This window comes from Bifidobacterium jacchi, assembly GCF_009078285.1.
GTDB classification, from domain to species: Bacteria; Actinomycetota; Actinomycetes; order Actinomycetales; family Bifidobacteriaceae; genus Bifidobacterium; species Bifidobacterium jacchi.
The window spans coordinates 22,824-42,059 of record NZ_RQSP01000018.1; the positions used below are offsets into that span (position 1 = coordinate 22,824).

General features: G+C 62.4%; 13 protein-coding genes. 4 read left to right on the forward strand and 9 right to left on the reverse strand.

Annotated elements, in window-relative coordinates; translation table 11 throughout:
* Positions 1-220: 220 nt before the first annotated feature.
* The 5 genes from EHS19_RS06105 to EHS19_RS06125 form a co-directional block, all read right to left on the reverse strand.
* Complete coding sequence (locus EHS19_RS06105; RefSeq protein ID WP_151916898.1) at positions 221-1,585, reverse strand: PFL family protein; 1,365 nt, start codon at positions 1,583-1,585, stop codon at positions 221-223.
* Positions 1,586-1,612: 27 nt separating this feature from the next.
* The gene (locus EHS19_RS06110) at positions 1,613-1,885 is read right to left on the reverse strand and encodes an ACT domain-containing protein (RefSeq protein WP_151916899.1); all 273 of its coding nucleotides are present in this window, start codon (positions 1,883-1,885) and stop codon (positions 1,613-1,615) included.
* A gap of 1,313 nt (positions 1,886-3,198) precedes the next feature.
* The gene (gene galK / locus EHS19_RS06115) at positions 3,199-4,449 is read right to left on the reverse strand and encodes a galactokinase (RefSeq protein ID WP_151916900.1); all 1,251 of its coding nucleotides are present in this window, start codon (positions 4,447-4,449) and stop codon (positions 3,199-3,201) included.
* Between the two features lie 84 nt (positions 4,450-4,533).
* The gene (galT, locus tag EHS19_RS06120) at positions 4,534-5,784 is read right to left on the reverse strand and encodes a galactose-1-phosphate uridylyltransferase (protein ID WP_151916901.1); all 1,251 of its coding nucleotides are present in this window, start codon (positions 5,782-5,784) and stop codon (positions 4,534-4,536) included.
* Between the two features lie 5 nt (positions 5,785-5,789).
* Positions 5,790-6,611: a DeoR/GlpR family DNA-binding transcription regulator gene (locus EHS19_RS06125; protein ID WP_175578346.1), complete on the reverse strand. Its 822-nt coding sequence runs from the start codon at positions 6,609-6,611 to the stop codon at positions 5,790-5,792.
* Between the two features lie 189 nt (positions 6,612-6,800).
* Here EHS19_RS06125 and EHS19_RS06130 point away from each other — a divergent pair, with 189 nt between their 5' ends.
* Both EHS19_RS06130 and EHS19_RS06135 read left to right on the forward strand, forming a co-directional pair.
* A complete protein-coding gene (locus EHS19_RS06130; protein WP_151916903.1) occupies positions 6,801-7,949 on the forward strand; it encodes a quinone-dependent dihydroorotate dehydrogenase in 1,149 nt (382 codons plus the stop codon).
* 344 nt (positions 7,950-8,293) lie between these two features.
* Positions 8,294-9,355 (forward strand): NADH:flavin oxidoreductase/NADH oxidase, encoded by a 1,062-nt coding sequence (locus EHS19_RS06135; protein ID WP_241677119.1) that lies wholly within the window; start codon positions 8,294-8,296, stop codon positions 9,353-9,355.
* Positions 9,356-9,435: 80 nt separating this feature from the next.
* Here EHS19_RS06135 and EHS19_RS06140 read toward each other — a convergent pair whose 3' ends face one another.
* From EHS19_RS06140 to EHS19_RS06150, 3 genes are all read right to left on the reverse strand, one after another.
* On the reverse strand, positions 9,436-11,778 hold the full coding sequence (locus tag EHS19_RS06140; protein ID WP_151916905.1) for a transglycosylase domain-containing protein: 2,343 nt from the start codon (positions 11,776-11,778) through the stop codon (positions 9,436-9,438).
* Positions 11,779-11,970: 192 nt separating this feature from the next.
* On the reverse strand, positions 11,971-12,690 hold the full coding sequence (locus EHS19_RS06145; RefSeq protein WP_151916906.1) for a Crp/Fnr family transcriptional regulator: 720 nt from the start codon (positions 12,688-12,690) through the stop codon (positions 11,971-11,973).
* Positions 12,691-12,786: 96 nt separating this feature from the next.
* Entirely contained in the window at positions 12,787-14,286 is a 1,500-nt protein-coding gene (locus tag EHS19_RS06150; protein ID WP_241677117.1) for a pyridoxal phosphate-dependent aminotransferase, read from the reverse strand.
* A gap of 128 nt (positions 14,287-14,414) precedes the next feature.
* Here EHS19_RS06150 and ilvD point away from each other — a divergent pair, with 128 nt between their 5' ends.
* Together ilvD and EHS19_RS06160 are read left to right on the forward strand one after the other, a co-directional pair.
* Positions 14,415-16,277 carry a dihydroxy-acid dehydratase gene (gene ilvD / locus EHS19_RS06155; RefSeq protein ID WP_151916907.1) on the forward strand — a complete coding sequence of 621 codons (1,863 nt, stop codon included), beginning with the start codon at positions 14,415-14,417 and terminating at the stop codon, positions 16,275-16,277.
* Between the two features lie 275 nt (positions 16,278-16,552).
* Positions 16,553-17,473, forward strand: coding sequence for a hypothetical protein (locus EHS19_RS06160; protein ID WP_151916908.1), 921 nt, complete (start codon positions 16,553-16,555; stop codon positions 17,471-17,473).
* A 1,160-nt stretch (positions 17,474-18,633) separates the two neighbouring features.
* On the opposite strand, the gene gmk is transcribed toward EHS19_RS06160, so the two are convergent.
* Entirely contained in the window at positions 18,634-19,218 is a 585-nt protein-coding gene (gene gmk, locus EHS19_RS11365) for a guanylate kinase (RefSeq protein WP_241677120.1), read from the reverse strand.
* Positions 19,219-19,236: the final 18 nt, after the last annotated feature.

The following is a 19,236-nucleotide window of genomic DNA, read 5'->3' on the forward strand; positions in this document are numbered from 1 at the left end:
CGACTGACGGCTCCCGCCGAGGGGAAAACGGCGTTGCGCCTCCATTTGCCCACAACACTGCCCTCCGTCATTGCTGCTTCTGTCATAATGACCATTACGATGAACAATCTTGCAGAAAATCGTCATGTTGTTCATCGTAATGGACAATCTTGCATATGGCACATGTGCGTTCGCAGCGATGCGCCCGGCACACCCAGCGAGCGCTCGTCTCCCACCTAGCTCAGTTCTTGAAGCTGTGGATCGGCGCGGGAATGCGGCCGCCCCGGTTGACGAACGCCTCGCACGAGGTGTTGTTCACCGGCATGATCGGCGCATAACCCATCAGGCCACCGAAGTTCGCCATCTCACCCACGCCCTTGCCGGCGACGGGGATCACACGCACGGCGGTGGTCTTCTGGTTGACCATGCCGATGGCCGCCTCGTCGGCGATCATGCCGGAGATCGTGGCGGCGGACGTGTCGCCGGGAATGGCGATCATGTCGAGGCCGACCGAGCACACGCAGGTCATCGCCTCCAGCTTCTCCATGGTCAGGCAGCCGGACGCGGCCGCGTCGATCATGTTCTTGTCTTCGGAGACGGGGATGAACGCGCCCGAAAGGCCACCCACGTAGGAGGACGCCATGATGCCGCCCTTCTTCACCTGATCGTTGAGCATGGCGAGCGCCGCGGTGGTGCCGGGGGCACCCACCTGCTCAAGGCCGATCTTCTCGAGCACTTCGCCGACCGAATCGCCCACAGCCGGGGTGGGAGCCAACGACAGGTCGATGATGCCGAACGGCACGCCGAGCCGGCGCGATGCCTCCTGGGCGACCAGCTGACCGACGCGCGTGATCTTGAATGCGGTGCGCTTGATCGTCTCGCACAGGAACTCGAAGTCCTTGCCCTTGGCGGCGTCGAGCGCGCGCGAGACCACGCCGGGTCCGGAGACGCCCACGTTGATCACGGCATCGCCCTCGGTGACCCCGTGGAAGCCGCCCGCCATGAACGGGTTGTCGTCGGGCACGTTGCAGAAGGCCACGAATTTGACGCAGCCGTAGGAGTCGTTGTCGGCGGTGCGCGCGGCGATGTCCTTGATGATGTGGCCGAGCAGCGCGACGGCGTTCATATCGATGCCGGTCTTGGTGGAGCCGACATTCACTGACGAGCAGACGATGTCGGTTTCGGCGAGCGCCTGCGGCAGCGATTCAATGAGCAGCTTCTCGGCCGGGGTCATGGCCTTGCTCACAAGCGCCGAGTATCCGCCGATCAGGTCGACGCCCACCTCCTTGGCCGCCTTGTCGAGCGCGTGTGCGATTGCGACGAAGTCCTCGGTGGTCTTGCAGCAGCTCGCGCCGACCAGTGAAATAGGTGTCACGGTGATGCGCTTGTTGACGATCGGGATGCCATAGTCGCGTTCGATGGCCTGGCCGGTGGAGACGAGGTCCTTGGCGTAGGTGGTGATCTTGCGGTAGATGTTGTCGCAGGTCTCCTGCACGGTGGACGCCGCGCAGTCGAGCAGTGAGATGCCCATCGTGATGGTACGGACGTCAAGCTTCTCCTGCTCGATCATCTGATTGGTCTCGTGGACCTCCATGATGTTCAGCATGGTGCGTGTTCCTTTCGAGGCCCTGGCTCAGATTCGGTGCATTCTGGTGAAGATCTCCTCGCGCTGGCAGCGGATGCGCACGCCGATGTCGTCGCCGAGATCCTCCAGATTGCCGACCATCGCGCCGAAGTCCTTATCGGCGGCCGAGTAATCGACGATCATCATCATGTTGAAGAAACCGTCGATGATGGTCTGCGAGATGTCGAGCACGTTCACGTTATGCTGCGAAAGATAGGTGCACACGCGTGCGATGATGCCGACGGTGTCCTGACCGACGACGGTGATGATGGCCTTGTTCATGGCGCTCCCTGATCGAATACGAAAAAACGGGTGGTATTCAGTATAGGCGAGACGTGGGTGCCACATCGCCGCGCGACCGCTTCCCGAATGTTGCACATGCACATTGCAATCCTGGCCCCGGCTGCCTTGCATCAAGCCGTTCTTTCCAATCGCGTAGCTGCGATGGCAATGCCGGCGGCAACAATCCGCCGTATCCGAGTGCAGGCATGGCCGACCGACGTGTGCCCGCGCTATGCGGCCTCAATTCACAAAACCTTGATTGTCGTCAACGGCCTCTACTGTTCGTGGGCTACGGGGTGATGTGCGTGTGGGGTGGTGGGGTTGCGCGATGTGGCTATGTGTGCGCAAGTGCGATACTGTGCGCAAGTGCGATACTGTGCGCAAGTGCGGGCGCGGCTGAGCGCGCGTGGTTGCGCGCGCCTCGATGCACCTTCGTGTCTTAACTTCACTGGCACGGCTGAGCGCGCATGGTTGTGCGTGGCGTCGGTGGCGCGGTGTGCGTGGAGTGGATACTGGATTACGTTTGATGGCGTGCGACCGATCACCGTGACCGATCACATTGGTGGTTTTGCCGGACGCTACTGACGATTCGGCGTTCTTCATGGTCGAAATCGCAATTGGGGGTACGAAATGGACGCTCTGTCCGGTCCCAGCGTCCATTTCGTACCCCCAATCCCGATATCGACCATGTGCGCCTGTTATCTACATCTGTCAGCGCCTGCCACTGCGTCCGACCGTGCCCGACAGAGCCGAACTGGACAGAACTGGGCCCGACAGAACCGCGCCATACCCTGGTAGCGCAAGATATTCTCGGAATGAACGGCCATTTCGAGAAAACCTTGCGCTGGGAAGCCTGGTTGCGCAAGATATTCTCGAACTTAGGGTCCGTTCCGAGAAAACCTTGCGCTGGGAAGCCTCGTAGCGCAAGATATTCTCGAGCTCAAGGCAAAATCCGAGATTATCTTGCGCTGGGAGCCTTGGTTGCAACATGTTTTTCTCGAGCTCAGGGATGATTCCGAGAAAAACATGCGCTGAGCGAGTCGGCGCGAAGAGATGCAAGACAGCTCTACATGGCATGCCATACGTTTGCTTCATACGTTTGTCACGCGACGACGAAAACGACGTTTTTTCATCGCGTGACAACGCGTGGGCGCGGGCGAGCCCAGTGGGCATCCCGTAGGCGAAGTGAGCGGACGCACCACAAGCGTCCGCGAAGGGCGTCACGCTTCGCGTGCCGAGCCGTCAAGAGGAGAGCCCAGCGGGCTCTCCTCAGGTGAGGTGATCGGACGCACCACAAGCGTCCGCGAAGGGCGTCACGCTTCGCGTGACGCCGCACCAGCGGCATACGCCGGCAGTGCGCGCGGCGCGTTGAAGCCTTGGGCTTCGAACTCATCGGCGATAAGCTGGGCAATGCGATGGCCTTCGCCCTTGTCGACGAGTGCGATGATCGAGCCGCCGAAGCCGCCGCCGGTCATGCGGGCACCATAGGCGCCGTTGGCGCGAGCCACGTTCACGGCGGTGTCGAGTTCGGGCACCGTCACCTGATAATCGTCACGCAGTGAGTTGTGCGAGGCGTTGAACAGGTCGCCGGCCTTGTCGATGTCGCCGGAGGCGAACGCCTCGATGAACTCGTCGACGCGACCGATTTCGGTGATGACGTGGCGCACGCGCTTCTTGCTCGTCTCGTCCGGAAGCTTGGCGAGCACGTCGGCGAGTGCCTCCTCGGGATCAGCCGAGGCGGCGACCTCATCAGCCACGATGCGAAGATTCGCCACGCCGAGCAGTTCGGCCGCCTTCTCGCAGGTCGCACGACGCTGCGCGTACTGGCCATCGTTGAGCTGGTGCGGCGCGCGGGTGTCGAGCACCAGCAGTTCCAGACCGTACTTGTCGAGGTCGAATTCCTTCTGGGAGACGGATTCGAGCGCGGTCAGGCCCGGACGGCAGTCGAGACGGATCGCGTGCCCTGCGGTGCAGCGCATGGAGGCGTTCTGGTCGAGGCCGCCGGTGGAGGCGCCGGCCATCTCGTTTTCGGACTTGATGGCGGCGTTGATCAGGGTCACGCGTCCCGCGTCGGAGGAGCCGTAGCCGAGCCCGTACACGTCATCCAGCGCCAGAGCGGTCGAGCAGGTCATGGCGGCGGAGGAGCTCAGGCCGCTTCCGAGCGGCACGCAGGAGACGAACGCCGCGTCGAAGCCCCGCACCTTGTCGAAGCCGGCTTCGCGCAGCGCCCACGCCACGCCGGTCGGGTAGGCGGCCCAGCCGTCCACACCGCGGGCCTTGAGACCTTCGAGGTCGGCTTCGGCCACCTTGTCGGGTGCCACGTCGGACACGAGGCGCACGCGAGTGTCTTCACGCGGGGACAGCGCGATGAACGTGCGATGCGGCAGTGCGATCGGCAGGCACAGGCCGGCGTTGTAGTCGGTGTGCTCGCCGATCAGGTTGACGCGACCCGGAGCGGCCCAGACGCCTTCCGGCTGCGCACCGTAGGTCTTGGCAAAGAGGGCGGTCGCCTGTGCGACGCCATCTTCATGGCTGATCGGTTCGATGAATTCAACAGCAGTCATTGATGTTCTTTCTTGATGATGGTGAGGGTGTAAAGGCATATGGCGGCTCCCCTATACGGAGGAGCCGCCGTATGGTTGCGGGAATCAGTCGGCGATATCCACGTCGCCGAGCTCGTGGAAGCGCTTGGCGATGAGCTCCGGAGTGGTGTCGGAGATCCAGGCGGCCATGCCGGACTCGGAGCCGGCGAGGTACTTGATCTTGTTGGCGGCACGACGGAAGGAGAAGAACTGCAGGTTCAGGCGGTAGTTCTCGCGGCGCGGATCGTGGATCGGCGCCTGATGCCATGCGGCGATGTACGGCAGATCCATGCCCTTGCCGTCGCCCTTGTCGAAGAACGCGTTGCCGCGCTTGAGCAGGTGCGAGTACATCGAGGCGAGATCCCAGCGCTCCTGGTCGTTGAGCTGGTCGAGGGTGAGTACGTCGCGAACCGGGGCGACATGCACCTCAAGGGGCCAGCGGGCGGCGGCGGGCACGTAGGCGACCCAGCTGTGGTTGCGCATGATGATGCGCTCCTTGGCCTCCAGCTCGGCGTTCATGATGTCCTTGAGCAGGTTGCCGCCGGTCTTCTCGTGGTAGGCCTCGGTGTGCTTGAGCTCGGCCTCCATCTTCGGGGCGATGAACGGGTAGCAGTACACCTGTCCGTGCGGGTGCGCCAGCGAGACGCCGATCTCGGCGCCGTGGTTCTCAAACGGGAAGATCTGCTCGATGCCCTCCATCTTGGAGATCTCGGCGGTGCGGAACGCCCAGGCCTCGACGACCGTGCGCAGACGGCTCACCGGCAGATCCGCCGGCAGACCGTGCTCGTTCGGGTCGAAGCAGATGACCTCGCAGCGACCGACGGCCATCTTCTTCTCCCACAGCGGGTTGCCGTCGACGAAAGTCACGTCCTCGGAGCGGCCGGGCACGCGCACCATCGACGGGAAGCGGTTCTCGAACACGACGACGTTGTAGTCGGTGTCCGGAACCTCGCCGTCCTGATACGGGTCACCGGGCTTGCGGGCGGCCAGCGGGTTGCCCTTCGCGGTGGCGCCGGGGCCGGCGGTGATCGGTCGGTTCATGCGGGCGGTCGCCATCGGAATCCAATCGCCGGTCAGCGGGTCGCGACGCATCTCGGGAGCCGCATACGGCACCTCCTCGCCGGCGGCGTTCAGCTGGTTGCTGAAGCGATACGGCAGGTTGCGCGGGTCCTTGAGCTCACGGGTCTTCGCCCCGGACACATACTCGGGATCGTCGTCGAGATAGAAGAAATCGCGCCCATCGGCCAGCGTGGTCGGTGTGATGCGGATGTGCTCCCTGGCGTATGCGCCCGGTTCATAGTTGGCGAATTGTGCCATGATGGTCACTCTCTTTCCTCGGTTTGCTCGTCCTGATGGGCCAGAACGAGTTCTTTGACCAAATTCCTGGTTTTGGCGGCGGATTTCGAGTCGAGCCCGTCGTCTGATATGACGGTGTCCACCTGATCGAATCGGGCGAACAACGACAAAGATGTACAACGCCACTTGGTGTGGTCGGTCAGGATGACCGTGCGATCGGCAATGCCCATCATCGCCATGTCGGTGGCGGCCTCCAGCGAATTGGGCATGAGGAAGCCGCGCGGGATGGACACCGAATGCGTGCCAAGAAACACGGTGTTGACGCGCAGGCTTCCGACGACCTTGTCGGCGATGGGGCCGACGAGCGAGTTGGATCTGGTGATGACGCCGCCCGTGACGATCACATCGACGTCCTTCGATTCGAGCGACTGCACCAGTTCCGCGACGGGAATGGAGTTGGTCAGAATGGTCACGCCGTTCGACCGCTGCGATTCGATCAGATGCTGCGCGAAGATGTACGCGGTGGTGCCGCCTCCAATGGCGATCACATCGCCGGGGGCCACATAGCTGACCGCCTTGCGCGCGATGGCATCCTTGAGATCGACGTCCATCTGCGACTTGACGGAGAACAACGGCTCGCTCAGCAGTGAGTTCGCCGTGATCGCGCCACCGTGCACTCTCGTAAGAAGACCTTTGTCTGACAGCTCAGAAATATCCCGCCGTATGGTCATCGCCGAGACGCCGAGCTCTTGGCTGAGCGAGGTGATGCGCACGGCACCTCTCGTGCGAAGCCTGCTCAGAATCAGGTGCTGACGTTGCGAGGAGATCATTCTCACATTATCGCACATATACGCGCAAAAAACAAAACGACTTGAGCGTTTCAGCGCACAACATGCAACAAAAAGTACCATCCAGCGACAAAGTGAACAAAATCGCACTCCTGCCGCAGGCACAGGCTCCTGCCGCATGCACACGCCGCCAAGCGCCGCCCGGGCACCGACCTTGCGCAATCGCGTGCAGGTGACACAATGGGGAGCATGACCTACGTATCTGAAAGCTTTTGGCACGACGCCGTGAACAAGGCGACCTGCGACCTGTTCACCTTCGGCTACAAGCACATCGTCAAGCCGTATTTCGTCTTCAACCACACCCCCGACGTGGCGCATGACCAGATGATCGAGTTCTGCCGGGTCACCAGGCGCATCCCGCCGCTCATGTGGCTGCTCAACGAAATGCTCGACTACACCGACCCGGTGCTCGAAACCAGGGTGATGGGCGTGGATTTCGCCAATCCGTTCGGCCTGTCCGCCGGCCTCGACAAGAACTGCGACATGCCGGTCCTGCTCGACAACGCCGGCTTCGGCTTCGAGACGGTCGGCTCGACCACGTCCCGCCCATGCGCGGGCAACCCCAAGCCGTGGTTCCACCGTCTTCCCGAATACGATTCGATGATGGTCCACGTCGGCCTCGCCAACGACGGCTCCGACAAGGTGATCGAACGCGCGGAGTCGGCATGGACGAAGGCGAAGGCCATGCAGATCTCCGTTTCGATCGCGCGCACGAACGACGACCGGTGCGGCGATCTCGACGAGGGCATCGAGGACTACTGCATCTCGATGCGACGCGCGGCGGGACGCACCGCAATGGTCGAAGTGAACGTCTCCTGCCCGAACACGCACGCCGGCGAACCGTTCACGCAGACGCCGGAGGCGCTTGACCGCCTGTTCAGCGCACTTGACCGCATCGACCGCCCCCAGCCCACGCTCGTCAAGATGCCGCTCAACAAGTCGTGGGGCGAATTCAAGGAGCTGCTCGACGTGCTCGCCGAGCATAACGTGCAGGGCGTGAGCTTCGCGAATCTGCAGAAGGACCGGTCCGGCATGGAGATTCCGCGCGATTGGCAGGGCGGCCTTTCCGGCGGCCCGTGCTTTAGCGCCAGCACCGCGATCGTCCGTCAGGTGTACCGCGAGTACGGCGACCGCTTCGCCATCGCCGGCATCGGCGGCGTGTTCACCCCCGAGCAGGCGTATGAGAAGATCCGCGCCGGAGCGAGTCTGGTGATGTTCATCTCCTCGCTGATGTATCGCGGCCCGCAGCAGATCACCGTGCTCAAGCGCGGCCTCGCCTCGCTGCTCAAACGAGACGGATACGATCACGTCGCCGACGCCGTCGGAGCCGACGCCTGACCAGCCCCGCACCGCGACCGCATAAGGCGGCGCAACACGATACAATGGCACGGAAGGGAATACGCCCGTCCCATCGCCAAACATCCGCGCGCAAACGCACGCCGCGGATTGCACGGCTGGCAGACGGGTGAAGATCGACGGGAGGAACGAGCATGGGCGGCAGCGACCAATCATCCAGCGACAACGCAGCCATCGCAATCACAGCCAACGGCACGGCAGCCAACGGCAACGACACGCAGAAACCGGCGGCGAAGAAGAAGGAGAAGAAGGCACTGGGCAAGGGCAAGAAGGGCTCGGGTTCCAGCTCGGGCGCCAAAGGCGTGAAGACCACGCTGTTCCAGCCGATGACGCTTCGCGGCCTGACCGTGCGCAACCGCATCTGGCTTCCCCCGATGGACACCTACTCCGCGGTCGCGCGCGACGGCAAACCGACCCCGTTCCACTATCAGCACTACGTCTCCCGCGCGTTCGGCGGCTTCGGCATGATCATCGCCGAGGCGACCGCGGTCTCACCCGAAGGGCGCATCTCACCCAACGATCTCGGATTGTGGAACGACGACCAGATCGAGGCGTGGCGCTGGATCGTATCCGATGTCAAAGCGGCCGGCGCGGCGATGGCAGTGCAGCTCAACCATGCCGGCCGCAAAGGCTCCACCGGGTGCTTCGGCGTCGGATTCGAGGGGCGCACTGTTCCCTTCGAGGAGGGCGGATGGCAGACGGTGGCGCCCAGCGAGATCGCGTTCGGCGGCTATGCGACGCCACGCGAGCTGAGCATCGCCGAAATCCGCGACATTATCTCGCAGTTCCGCGCATCGGCGGCGCGCGCGGTCATCGCCGGTTTTCAGGCGATCGAGCTGCACGCGGCGCACGGCTATCTCATCTCGCAGTTCCTGGACCCGCTGTGCAACGAGCGGACCGACGAATACGGCGGCAATATCAGCGGCCGCATGCGTTTTCTACTGGAGATCGTCGACGCGGTGCGTTCGGTCATCCCCGACGACATGCCGCTGTTGGTGCGCATCTCCGCGACCGACTGGGCGGCCGGCGGCTGGGATCTTGACCAGACGGTGATCGTCTCCCGCGCGCTCAAGGAGCGCGGCGTCGATCTGGTGGATGTCTCGACGGGTGGCATCATCGCCGACGTGACCATTCCGGTCAAGCCGGGATATCAGGTCCCGTTCTCCGCTCAGGTGCGCTCACGAGCGGATGTTCCGGTCACCGCCGTAGGCCTGATCACCAAGCCCAAGCAGGCCGAGAAGATCGTCGCGCGCGGCGAGGCCGATGCCGTGGAGATCGGACGAGCCGCGCTGCGCGACCCCTATTGGCCGCTGCGCGCCGCCGACAAGCTCGGCATTCCGACCGCCGCCGCTCCCTACGCGCCACAGTACGTGCGCGGAGCATACTGAAAGCGCCGGGGCTCCTCGATCGACATGATGTCATGATCGAGGAGCCCCTGTGTTTTCGTCATAGTCGCCGCCGGCAACCGTCAGTTGGTGTTGCCGTTGGTGTTGGTGTTGGTCGTATTGCCTTGGGTGGTCGTGCCGTTGGTGCCGTTCGCATTCGCGGCGTTGCCCTGGGTGGTCGTGCCGTTCGTCGTACTGTTCGTCGTGCCATTGGCGGTCGAATTCGATGAGTACGTCGGCTTGGTCTTGCTGCCGATCGGCGTCGAGCTGTACGACGTCGCCATGTACTTGCTGTCCGGCTTGCCGTAGTCGTTGTCGATCGGAAGCTTCTTCTTGGCGGCGTATGCGTTCATGAAGTTCTTCCACGCCGGCGCGGCGATGGTGGAACCATCCCAGTATCCGTGGTAGGCGCCGTTGATGGCGATGTTCTCGATCGGATGATGGGCGGGGTCCTGCGCGTCGCCCACGAGCACGAAGGTGGCGATCTGATTGGGGATGAACCCGCCGGTCGTCACATACGTGTTGCCGTTGGTACCGGTCTTCGCGAAGGTCTTACGACCGCCGTCGAGCTGGGCGGATCCACCGGCGCCATCAGGCCTGACGACACCCTGGTTGAGCGTGTAGGCAAGCGTCTGGATGATGCCCGAATCGACCGCCTGATGGCAGTTCGCCTTGGGAACCTCGATCTCGTCGCCATTGGACTTGGTCACCTTGGTCATGGCGATGGGCGTGCATGCCACGCCATTCGCGGCATAGGTGGCGAAGACGTTCGCCATGGTCAGCGGGGAGACCGAGACGGCACCGATGAGCATAGGCGGGTTGAGCGTGGCCGGATCGTAGATGTCCTCGCGGCCTTCCATCGCGTTGTGGTACCCGACCTGCTTGGCGGTGTCGGCGACCTTGCACAGGCCGAGGATGGTGCCCATCGATGCCTGCGTGGTGTTGTGCGATCGAAGCAGACCGAGGAACGGGGATTCCGGGTTCACCGTGCCGGTGCCGAGCGCGTTCTGCACGTTCCACACCTCGGTGGTGCCGGAGTATTTCGCGCAGGCGAACTGGTTGGTGACGTAGGCGGTGGAGGTCTGCAGATTCTCGTTGATCGAACGGCCCGCCTGCATCCATGCGATCAGGTTGATCGGCTTCCATGAGGAGCCGATCGGGAAGCCGGAGCCGCCGCCGTCCACCTCGTCCACCGCATAGTTGACCGCCGTATGCGTCGGATCGTTGCTGTCGCCCTGTGCCGCGTCATAGGTGCGGTTGATGCCGAATCCGAGCACTTCGCCGGTTCCGGGCTTGACCGATGCCATGACGATCTCCATGCCGCTGGCGTCGTTGGGGGGAATGGTGGAACGCGCGGTCTTCATCAGCAGGTCGCTGGCATCGAGATCCAGTGTGGTGACGATGCTCAGGCCGCCCTCCTTGAGGAGCTTGTCGCGATCGGCCGCAGTGGCGCCGAACTCCTTGGAGTTGAGGATCTTGTTCATCACGTAGCTGCAGAAGAAGGCGTAGTCGCCAGCGTTCTGGCATCCCATCGTCAGCTTCTGCACGTTGAGCGTGTCCTTGATGGGGATCTGACGGTTCTCGTCGTATTCGGCCTTGGTGATGTACCCCTCCTGGTACATGAGCTGCAGCACCGTGTTGCGCTGCCGCTCGGCCTCGGGCTGATTCGCCTCGACGGAGGGGTCGAACTGCTGCGGGTTCTTCGTGATGGCGGCGATCGTGGCCGCCTGGACGATGTTGAGGTTCTTCGCCGACGTGTTGAAATAACGCTGCGCTGCGGTTTCGACGCCGTACACGCCACGTCCGAACTGGGCGATGTTGAGGTATCCCTGCAGAATCTCCAGCTTCGAGTACTGCTTCTCCATCTGCACGGCGATGAGCATCTCGCGCATCTTGCGCGACAGCGTGTCCTCGGTCGCATGGTACTGGGCGATCGGATCGTCGTCGTTCATGGCCTTCATGACCAGAACGTTCTTGACGTACTGCTGGGTGAGCGAGGAGCCGCCCTGCGTGCTCCCCTTGACCAGATACGTCTGCACGAAGGCGCGCATGACGCCCTGGACATCGACGCCGGAATGCGAGAAGAATCGACGGTCCTCACGGGCGACGACCGCACGCTGCATCGGTTCGGATATGTCCTTGATCGGCACGACGACGCGATTCTGCGCGTAGAACTGCGCGATCTGGGTCTTGCCATCGCTCGCGTAGATGGTGGACTTCTGCGGCAGATCGGTCACGTCGAAATCGACGCCTTCGACCTCCAGCGACGGCACCATGGCCTGAGCCACCTTGTTCGCTCCGAAGATGGCCGGCAGCATGAACAGACTGGACACCACGCCGCCCGCGAGGCACAGCGTCAGATACGCCAGCGCCAGCGCGAACACGCGGGATGCGGTTTTGGATTTCTTCTTGGGCATGCGCCCCATTCTAAAGGTGCGCCACTACTTAATGACGGCTTGCGATCGCCGCCCGCGAACTTCATCACAAAATCCGCAAGACGCGGCGGAAAGACTGAATATCAGCCGATTGCCCGATGGACATCCCCGCAACGCCAGCGGCGGATACGTCAGCGGCGGGGAAACGTTAGCGGCGGGGAAACGTCAGCGGCGGCGGGAACGTCAGCGGCGGGAACGTCGGATGAGCATGCCGGGCTGGTAGATGATGATCGAACGCCCCTGACGCGCGATCCAGCCGCGATTGGCGAAGTCGGTGAGCGCCTTGTTGACGGTCTCGCGCGAGGAACCGACCAGCTGCGCCAGCTCCTCCTGCGTCAGATCGTGAGGCACGCGCAGTCCCTCCTCCACCGGCTCGCCGAACCGTGTGGCAAGTCCGAGCAGCGTCTTGGCGAGCCGCGCGGGCACATCCATGAACACCAGATCGCTGATGTGCTCGTTGTTGAGTCTCATGCGATGCGCCAGCACCTGCAGCATATCGACGGCGACGCGCGGATAACGGTTCAGCCAGTCGAAGAGGGCATCATGCTCGAGCCACGCCACGCTTGTGCCGTTCACCATCGACACCGCGGACGCGGTCCGAGGCCCACCCTCGGGGTCGAACGCCGGAATCTCGCCCATGATCTCGCCTCGCGCATGGATCGACAGCAGCTGGGCTCGCTGGTCGGCCGAGACGCGCACCAGTTTGACCCGCCCCGACTCCAGAAGAAACATGCGCTTGTCGGTATCACCCTGAGTGAAGATGTATTCGCCCTTGTCGTAGATGCCGTGCCCGAGATGCGGCAGCAGCTCCTCCGCCTGCTCATGCGAGACCTGCGCGAACAACGCGGTGTGCAACAGGGTGTTGTCAACATCCGGCATCTCGTTTGGCTTGGCTGCGTTCATCACACCTTCCTTGCTGCGGCTTGATACGGCATCCCATTCGGTCTCGGTGCCGTCCACCGACCATATCCGTCTATTGTAGCCCCTCGCCGACGCACGTCAACGGACGGCATCGGCACACGGAAGATCGCGAACCGCACAACCTACGTCGTCTGTCTGGGCGACGGCGGCGCAGATGCGTCGCACGGCCTCCTCGAGCATGTTCCGAGGCTTGAGCAGACTGAGCCGCACGTAATCGCCGCCGACCGAACCGAAACAGGAACCAGGCAGCATGGCGACCCGCGCGCGATCCAGCATCACATCGGCGAATCGCTCTCCCCCAGTGGTTCCGGAGCCGTCGTCGCCGCGCCACGCCTGCGGAACAAGCGCCCACACATAGATGCCGCCCGCGGAATCGAACACATCGAGTCCTGCCGAGCGAAGCCCCTGCGCAACGATGCGACGACGTTCGGCATACCGCTGCGCCAGCCGAGCCACGCATGACTGATCGGACTGCAGCGCCACAACGCCGGCATCCTGCACATTGCCGGTGATCATCGATCCCATCTGATAGTGATAGCGCTTGAGATGATCCACAACCGGAGCATTGCCGGCGACGAACCCGGCACGCCACCCGGCCATCGCATACATCTTCGACAGCGAGCAGACCTCGACCGCCACATCGCATGCGCCGGGCACCTCCAGAATGCTGTGCTGCTGGCCTGCGCGGCCGACCGCGGCACCATGGCCGTCATCGACGACCCCCGCCATGCCAGCACCCGCCGTGCCGACCCCAAGGCCGCAGTAGGCGTAGTCATGCACGATCACGAACCGGTGCCGGCGCGCCAGTTCGACCGACCTGGCGAGAAACTCCAGCGGCGCCTGCGCTCCCGTGGGATTGTTCGGATAGTTGAGCACCAGCATCTTGACGCGATCCCACACCTCGCCGCCGACCGCATCCAGATCCGGGAGAAAACCATGGTCGCGCGTCGCCGGCAGAAGAATCTCCTCCGCCCGGCGCATCCGGGCCATGCAATGATACGACGGATAGTACGGGTCGGCGAACGCGACCGCATCGCCGGGATCGAGAATGATCGAATACAGGCCGGCGAGCGCATCGACCGCCCCCTCGACCGCAAACAGCTGCGTATGCCAGTCGAGTGTCACGCCGTGCATACGCCGATACCAATCCGCGGCGGCGCGAAGGTACGCGGGCTTGCCGTCGAACGGCGTGTACCGCGCGTTGGCCGGATCGTCGATCGCCTGCCTGGCGGCATCGCGAATGAACTCCTCCGGATACGCATCGGGATTGCCTTTGGCCAGATCGATCACGTCGTTGCCGGCTGCGATCGACTCCTCCACCTTGCGATCGGTCACCGCGAAGACGTTCGGCGGAATGCTGCGGGCTGCGCCGGCGAATTCCACCGGCGCGCTCGGCTGCGGCGCGCTCGGCTGCGGCGCGCTCGGCTGCGGCACCTGATGCGTTGGGGACGATGGCATCGATGATTGGGATGACGATTGCGATTGAGTTGATTGGGTTGATTGCGATGACGGCATCGAAACGGACATGCCCCCAGTGTAGGGCGTGATCGCCATGCTGGCGGCGATGTGTTCATTCATGCCACGCGCGCCGCCCGCACCGCCCTCGCCACCCCAGCGCCGCGCCGCCCGCAATGTAACGTCTGTGTGAATTCCACTATCCGACTATTGACAACACGCGTGTCTCGATTAGGGACTTGAATGGAACCATGGCAGAAATGAGATCAGCAAAGCTAATGAACGGGCGCGTATTCGCCGGCGCGCGCGCCCTCTATCGTGCCGCGGGCGTCAGCGGCAAGGACTTCGGCAAGCCCATCGTGGCCATCGCCAACTCCTTCGACGAGTTCCTCCCCGGCCACGTGCACCTCAACAAGGTCGGTCGCATCGTCTCCGAGGCGATCAAGGAGGCGGGCGGCATCCCGCGTGAATTCAACACGATGGCCGTCGACGACGGCATCGCGATGGGTCACACCGGCATGCTCTACTCGCTGCCGAGCCGCGACATCATCGCCGACACGGTCGAATATCAGGTGAACGCGCACTGCGCCGACGCCCTGATCTGCATCCCGAACTGCGACAAGGTCGTCCCGGGCATGCTCATGGCCGCGCTGCGCCTCAACATTCCGACGATCTTCGTCTCCGGCGGCCCGATGGAGGCCGGCACCACGGTGCTCGCCGACGGCACGGTCAAGAAGAACACCGATCTGATCTCCGTCATGTACGCCTCCGCCGACGACAGCATCTCCGAGGAGGATCTGCTCAACTACGAGAAGACCGTGTGCCCGACCTGCGGATCGTGCGCCGGCATGTTCACCGCCAACTCGATGAACTGCCTGACCGAGGCGATCGGTCTGGCTCTGCCCGGCAACGGCACCATTCTCGCCTCCCACGGCTTCCGCAAGGAGCTGTTCCGCAAGGCCGCGCGCGAGATCGTGCATCTGGCGGATCGCTACTATCACGAGGACGACGATTCGGTGCTGCCGCGTTCGATCGCGACCAAGCACGCGTTCGAGAACGCGATGACGATGGATGTGGCGATGGGCGGCTCCACGAACACCGTGCTGCATATCCTCGCAATGGCGCAGTCGGCCGACGTGGACTTCACTCTGGATGACATCGAGCGCATCTCGCACACCGTGCCGTGCATCTGCAAGGCCGCGCCTTCCGGCAAGTGGGAGATCTCCGACGTGCACCGCGCAGGCGGCATCTGCGGCATCCTCGGCGAGCTGGATCGCGCCGGCAAGCTGCACAAGGACGTGCATTCGGTGGATTATCCGTCGCTTGAGGCCAAGCTGGACGATTGGGACATCATGCGCCCGACCTGCACCGAAGAGGCCAAGACCATGTATCATGCGGCACCTGGCCACATCGTCTCCCCCGAGCCGTGGACGCATGAGACGCTGTTCGACTCGCTCGACACCGACCGTGTCAACGGCGCGATCCACGACATCGATCATCCTGAGATCCATGAGGGTGGCCTTGCGGTGCTGCGTGGCAACCTTGCGCCCGACGGCTGCGTGGTCAAGACCGCCGGCGTACCGCAGGAGATCTGGAAGTTCCGTGGCCCGGCGCTGGTGGTCGAGTCCCAGGAAGAAGCCATCAAGGTCATCCTTGACGATACGCTGAAGCCCGGCATGGCCTTGGTCATCCGCTACGAGGGCCCGAAGGGCGGACCGGGCATGCAGGAGATGCTGTACCCGACCTCCTTTGTCAAGGGCAAGGGCATCGGCAAGCAGGTTGCCATGCTCACCGACGGACGCTACTCCGGTGGTTCGTCGGGTCTGGCGATCGGACACATCGCGCCTGAGGCGGCGAACAAGGGACCGATCGCGCTGATCAAGAACGGCGACATCATCAATATCGATATCGAGAATCGTTCGGTGAACGTGGAGCTGACCGACGAGCAGCTGGCGGAGCGCCGCGCCGAACTGGAGGCCGGGGACGGCTATGTGGCGCACCGCGACCGCAAGGTCTCGCAGGCGCTCAAGGCATATGCGGCATTCGCCCGCTCGGCCGACAAGGGTGCGACGAGGGATCCGGAGCTTATCAATAAGCTCTCTGGACTCGCCTGATCGGCTGCTGCGGTTGCTGCAACCGGGTGCTGCGGTTGCTGCGGTCGGTTGCGGTCGGTGCTGCATCGACATCGGCATCGTGCCGGCATGTTGTGTCCTCGCATTCGCGGATTGTTCTGCGATTGCGGGGACACTCGCGTTTTGGGGATATACGTCCATTGGCAATGAGCCAGTCCGCACAATACCAGTCTGGCCTTTGGACATCAGCGGTGCATGCGCCTATATTGGCAGTTATCGTCAAGCATTGAGACTTCTTGAGCATTCAGGGAGGAACGATGAATACACAGGCACCATCCATATGGCCGAATGCGCGGGTCGCTTCGCAATCCGCTCTGCAATCATCTGCTCAATTTCCTGCGCAATCCGCGTTTTGGCATACGATGCCGCAGCCGAAATCGCGCTATGCCTCCGATTGGCGTGCCGACTGGCCTATCGTCGCCCAGCCGTTCGATCCGCAAGGAAACCGCGCGAAGGGACACCATACCACCGTCGTACTGTACAGGATCACTGCCGGGACACTGGCGGTGCTGCTGTTGCTGGTCGCATTGGATCTGTACGCTCCGTTTGCCGATGCGATCACCATTCCGCAATTCGTGTATGTAGTGGCCGGCTTGATTCCCTTCACGACGTTCATCACCGCTCTTGACTATGCGTATGACGATCATCTGCGCTCCAGTATGCCGCAGGTGCCCGGCTACGCCATCACCGGACGTGATATCCAGCGCGCCTATGCCGGGCGTATTGCGATTTCTCGGCTTGCGTTGTCCACGCCGATCATCCGCCACGATCCGTTCGAGGGCGATGATCTGCACTATTTCTTCCGTTTTGAAGTATTGCCCAATGATATTGGACGCCTGTATTTCCTGCCGACCGCGCAGGTGCATTCCTATACGCTGTATTGGAGCGAACGGTCGTATGACGATGTCGAGTTGCGCAAGCGCACGATGGGCGCCTACTGCGAACGCGGATACGGCAAGCCATCGATGCGCGCGTTGAGCTCGTCGGTAAAGGCTATGCGCCGACTCGCCAGACGATTTGATGTCGATATGCGCGTCCGACCGTGCACGTTGCAGATCTATGGAACGCGCGCCCGGCTGGTGGTGCCGCCGAATGCGCCGCAGCTCGAAATCGGCATGCAGGATGCTCGTCTTGGTCGCCAGATCGATGGCACGAATCCACTGCTCGATACGTTCTAGCGATCTGCCTCACAAATGGTTGAGTGGTGCCGACACCCTCTGAAGGACCGTTGCCGTGAAGCAAACAACGGAGCTGTTTGTAGTCAACATGCGAGCCGGCAGGTGGGTTTTCGGCAATGGCGTGTTGGTTGCCAATTGGCAACCATGCTACGGCAATGGGCAAGGCCTTCAGCGGTGTCTACTGTCTTGTCTGTCTACTGTCTTGTCTGTCTACTGTCTTGTCTGACCCGCGAAAACAGGTCTCCTGCGAAACGGACCTGAAGTGCGGCGCGCCATTAGTGTTTCCCGCACTGTACTGTTGGTTGCACCCAAAGTCTGTCACGCGACGCGATTTTTGACGATTTTGTCGTCGCGTGACAGTCCGACTTGTCACGCGACGACATTTTGCCCGGTTTTCACGTCTCGTGACACGCGAACCTGCTGCGAACCAGCTTCAGTCTGGTTCAAACCATTGAAATTCCGCCACTTTATGATTATGGCCCATGACGACGGAATGCCACGGTCTGTCACGCGACGCGATTTTCGGTGTTTTTGGCGTCGCGTGACAAGCGGGAGTCATCTGGGCGATCATGCGGCTCGGCATGACTCACTGTGACTCTCGCTTCACGCCCAACTGGCTGGGTCTCGCGTCCGACCGCCCTGTGAGCGCAAGTTTTTCTCGAAACGAGGCTATAGTTCGAGAATACCTTGCGCTACGAGACCTGTTTGCGCAAGGTATTCTCGAGATTCCCCTTGATTTCGAGATGATCTTGCGCAACCAACGCTCCCCGCGCAAGTTTTTCTCGAAATGGGTGATTGTTTCGAGATTATCTTGCGCTATGGTGTCATCTTCGATGGTCATCGATGGTTGAACTGTGACGGCCAAGAGAATTAGGGCACAGTGTGGCAAATTGTCTATCAGACGCTGATAGACAATCGCTCACGTCGCTTTATATGCCATCAGCACTCATACGACAATCGCAGCTACCGCTCCATCATTCGCGTCACCAATGCAGGAATCAATGCATGATGCGTGCGGAGACCGCCGTCCGAGACCGAAAGCGCTGAGCCGTAGAGGACAGTCCAGTGGACTGTCCTCAGGCGAAGTGAGCGGCCTGCCGCGAAGGTTGCGCGCAGCGCAACAGGTACGTCGACTGAGGAGCAACGCAGCTAACGCTCCATCATGCATTGATTCCGTATTCGCGGGCGATGACGGACCACAATTCATCCGCCGCCCGATCGACGTTGTCGTTGACGATGGTGACGTCGAATTCGCTTTCGGCGGCGAGTTCGACTTTGGCGGTGGCAAGACGACGGTTGCGCTGTTCTTCGGTTTCGGTGCCGCGGCTGATGAGACGGTGGATGAGCTCGTCGAAGCTGGGCGGGGCGATGAAGACGTAGACGACTTCGAGACCGAGTTCGGCGGCGCGCTGTTTGACGCGTCGGGCTCCTTGGAGGTCGATTTCGAGGATGGTGGGGGTGGATTCGGCGAGGTGCTCTTCGAGGGGCTTCAATGGGGTGCCGTAGTGGGCCATGCCGTGGACGAGCGCGGTTTCGAGGAATTCGCCGTTGTTTTCCTTGGCGGCGAATTCGGGTTCGCTCATGAACCAGTAGTTGACGCCGTTGACTTCACCGGGGCGAGGCTTGCGGGTGGTGGCTGATACGGAGACCCATACTTCGGGGTGCTTCTTGCGGAGAGCGGTTTCGACGGTACCTTTGCCGACGCCGGCGGGGCCGGTGACGACGACGAGTCGTCCGCCGTGCATCGAGGACTTGGGCTGCCC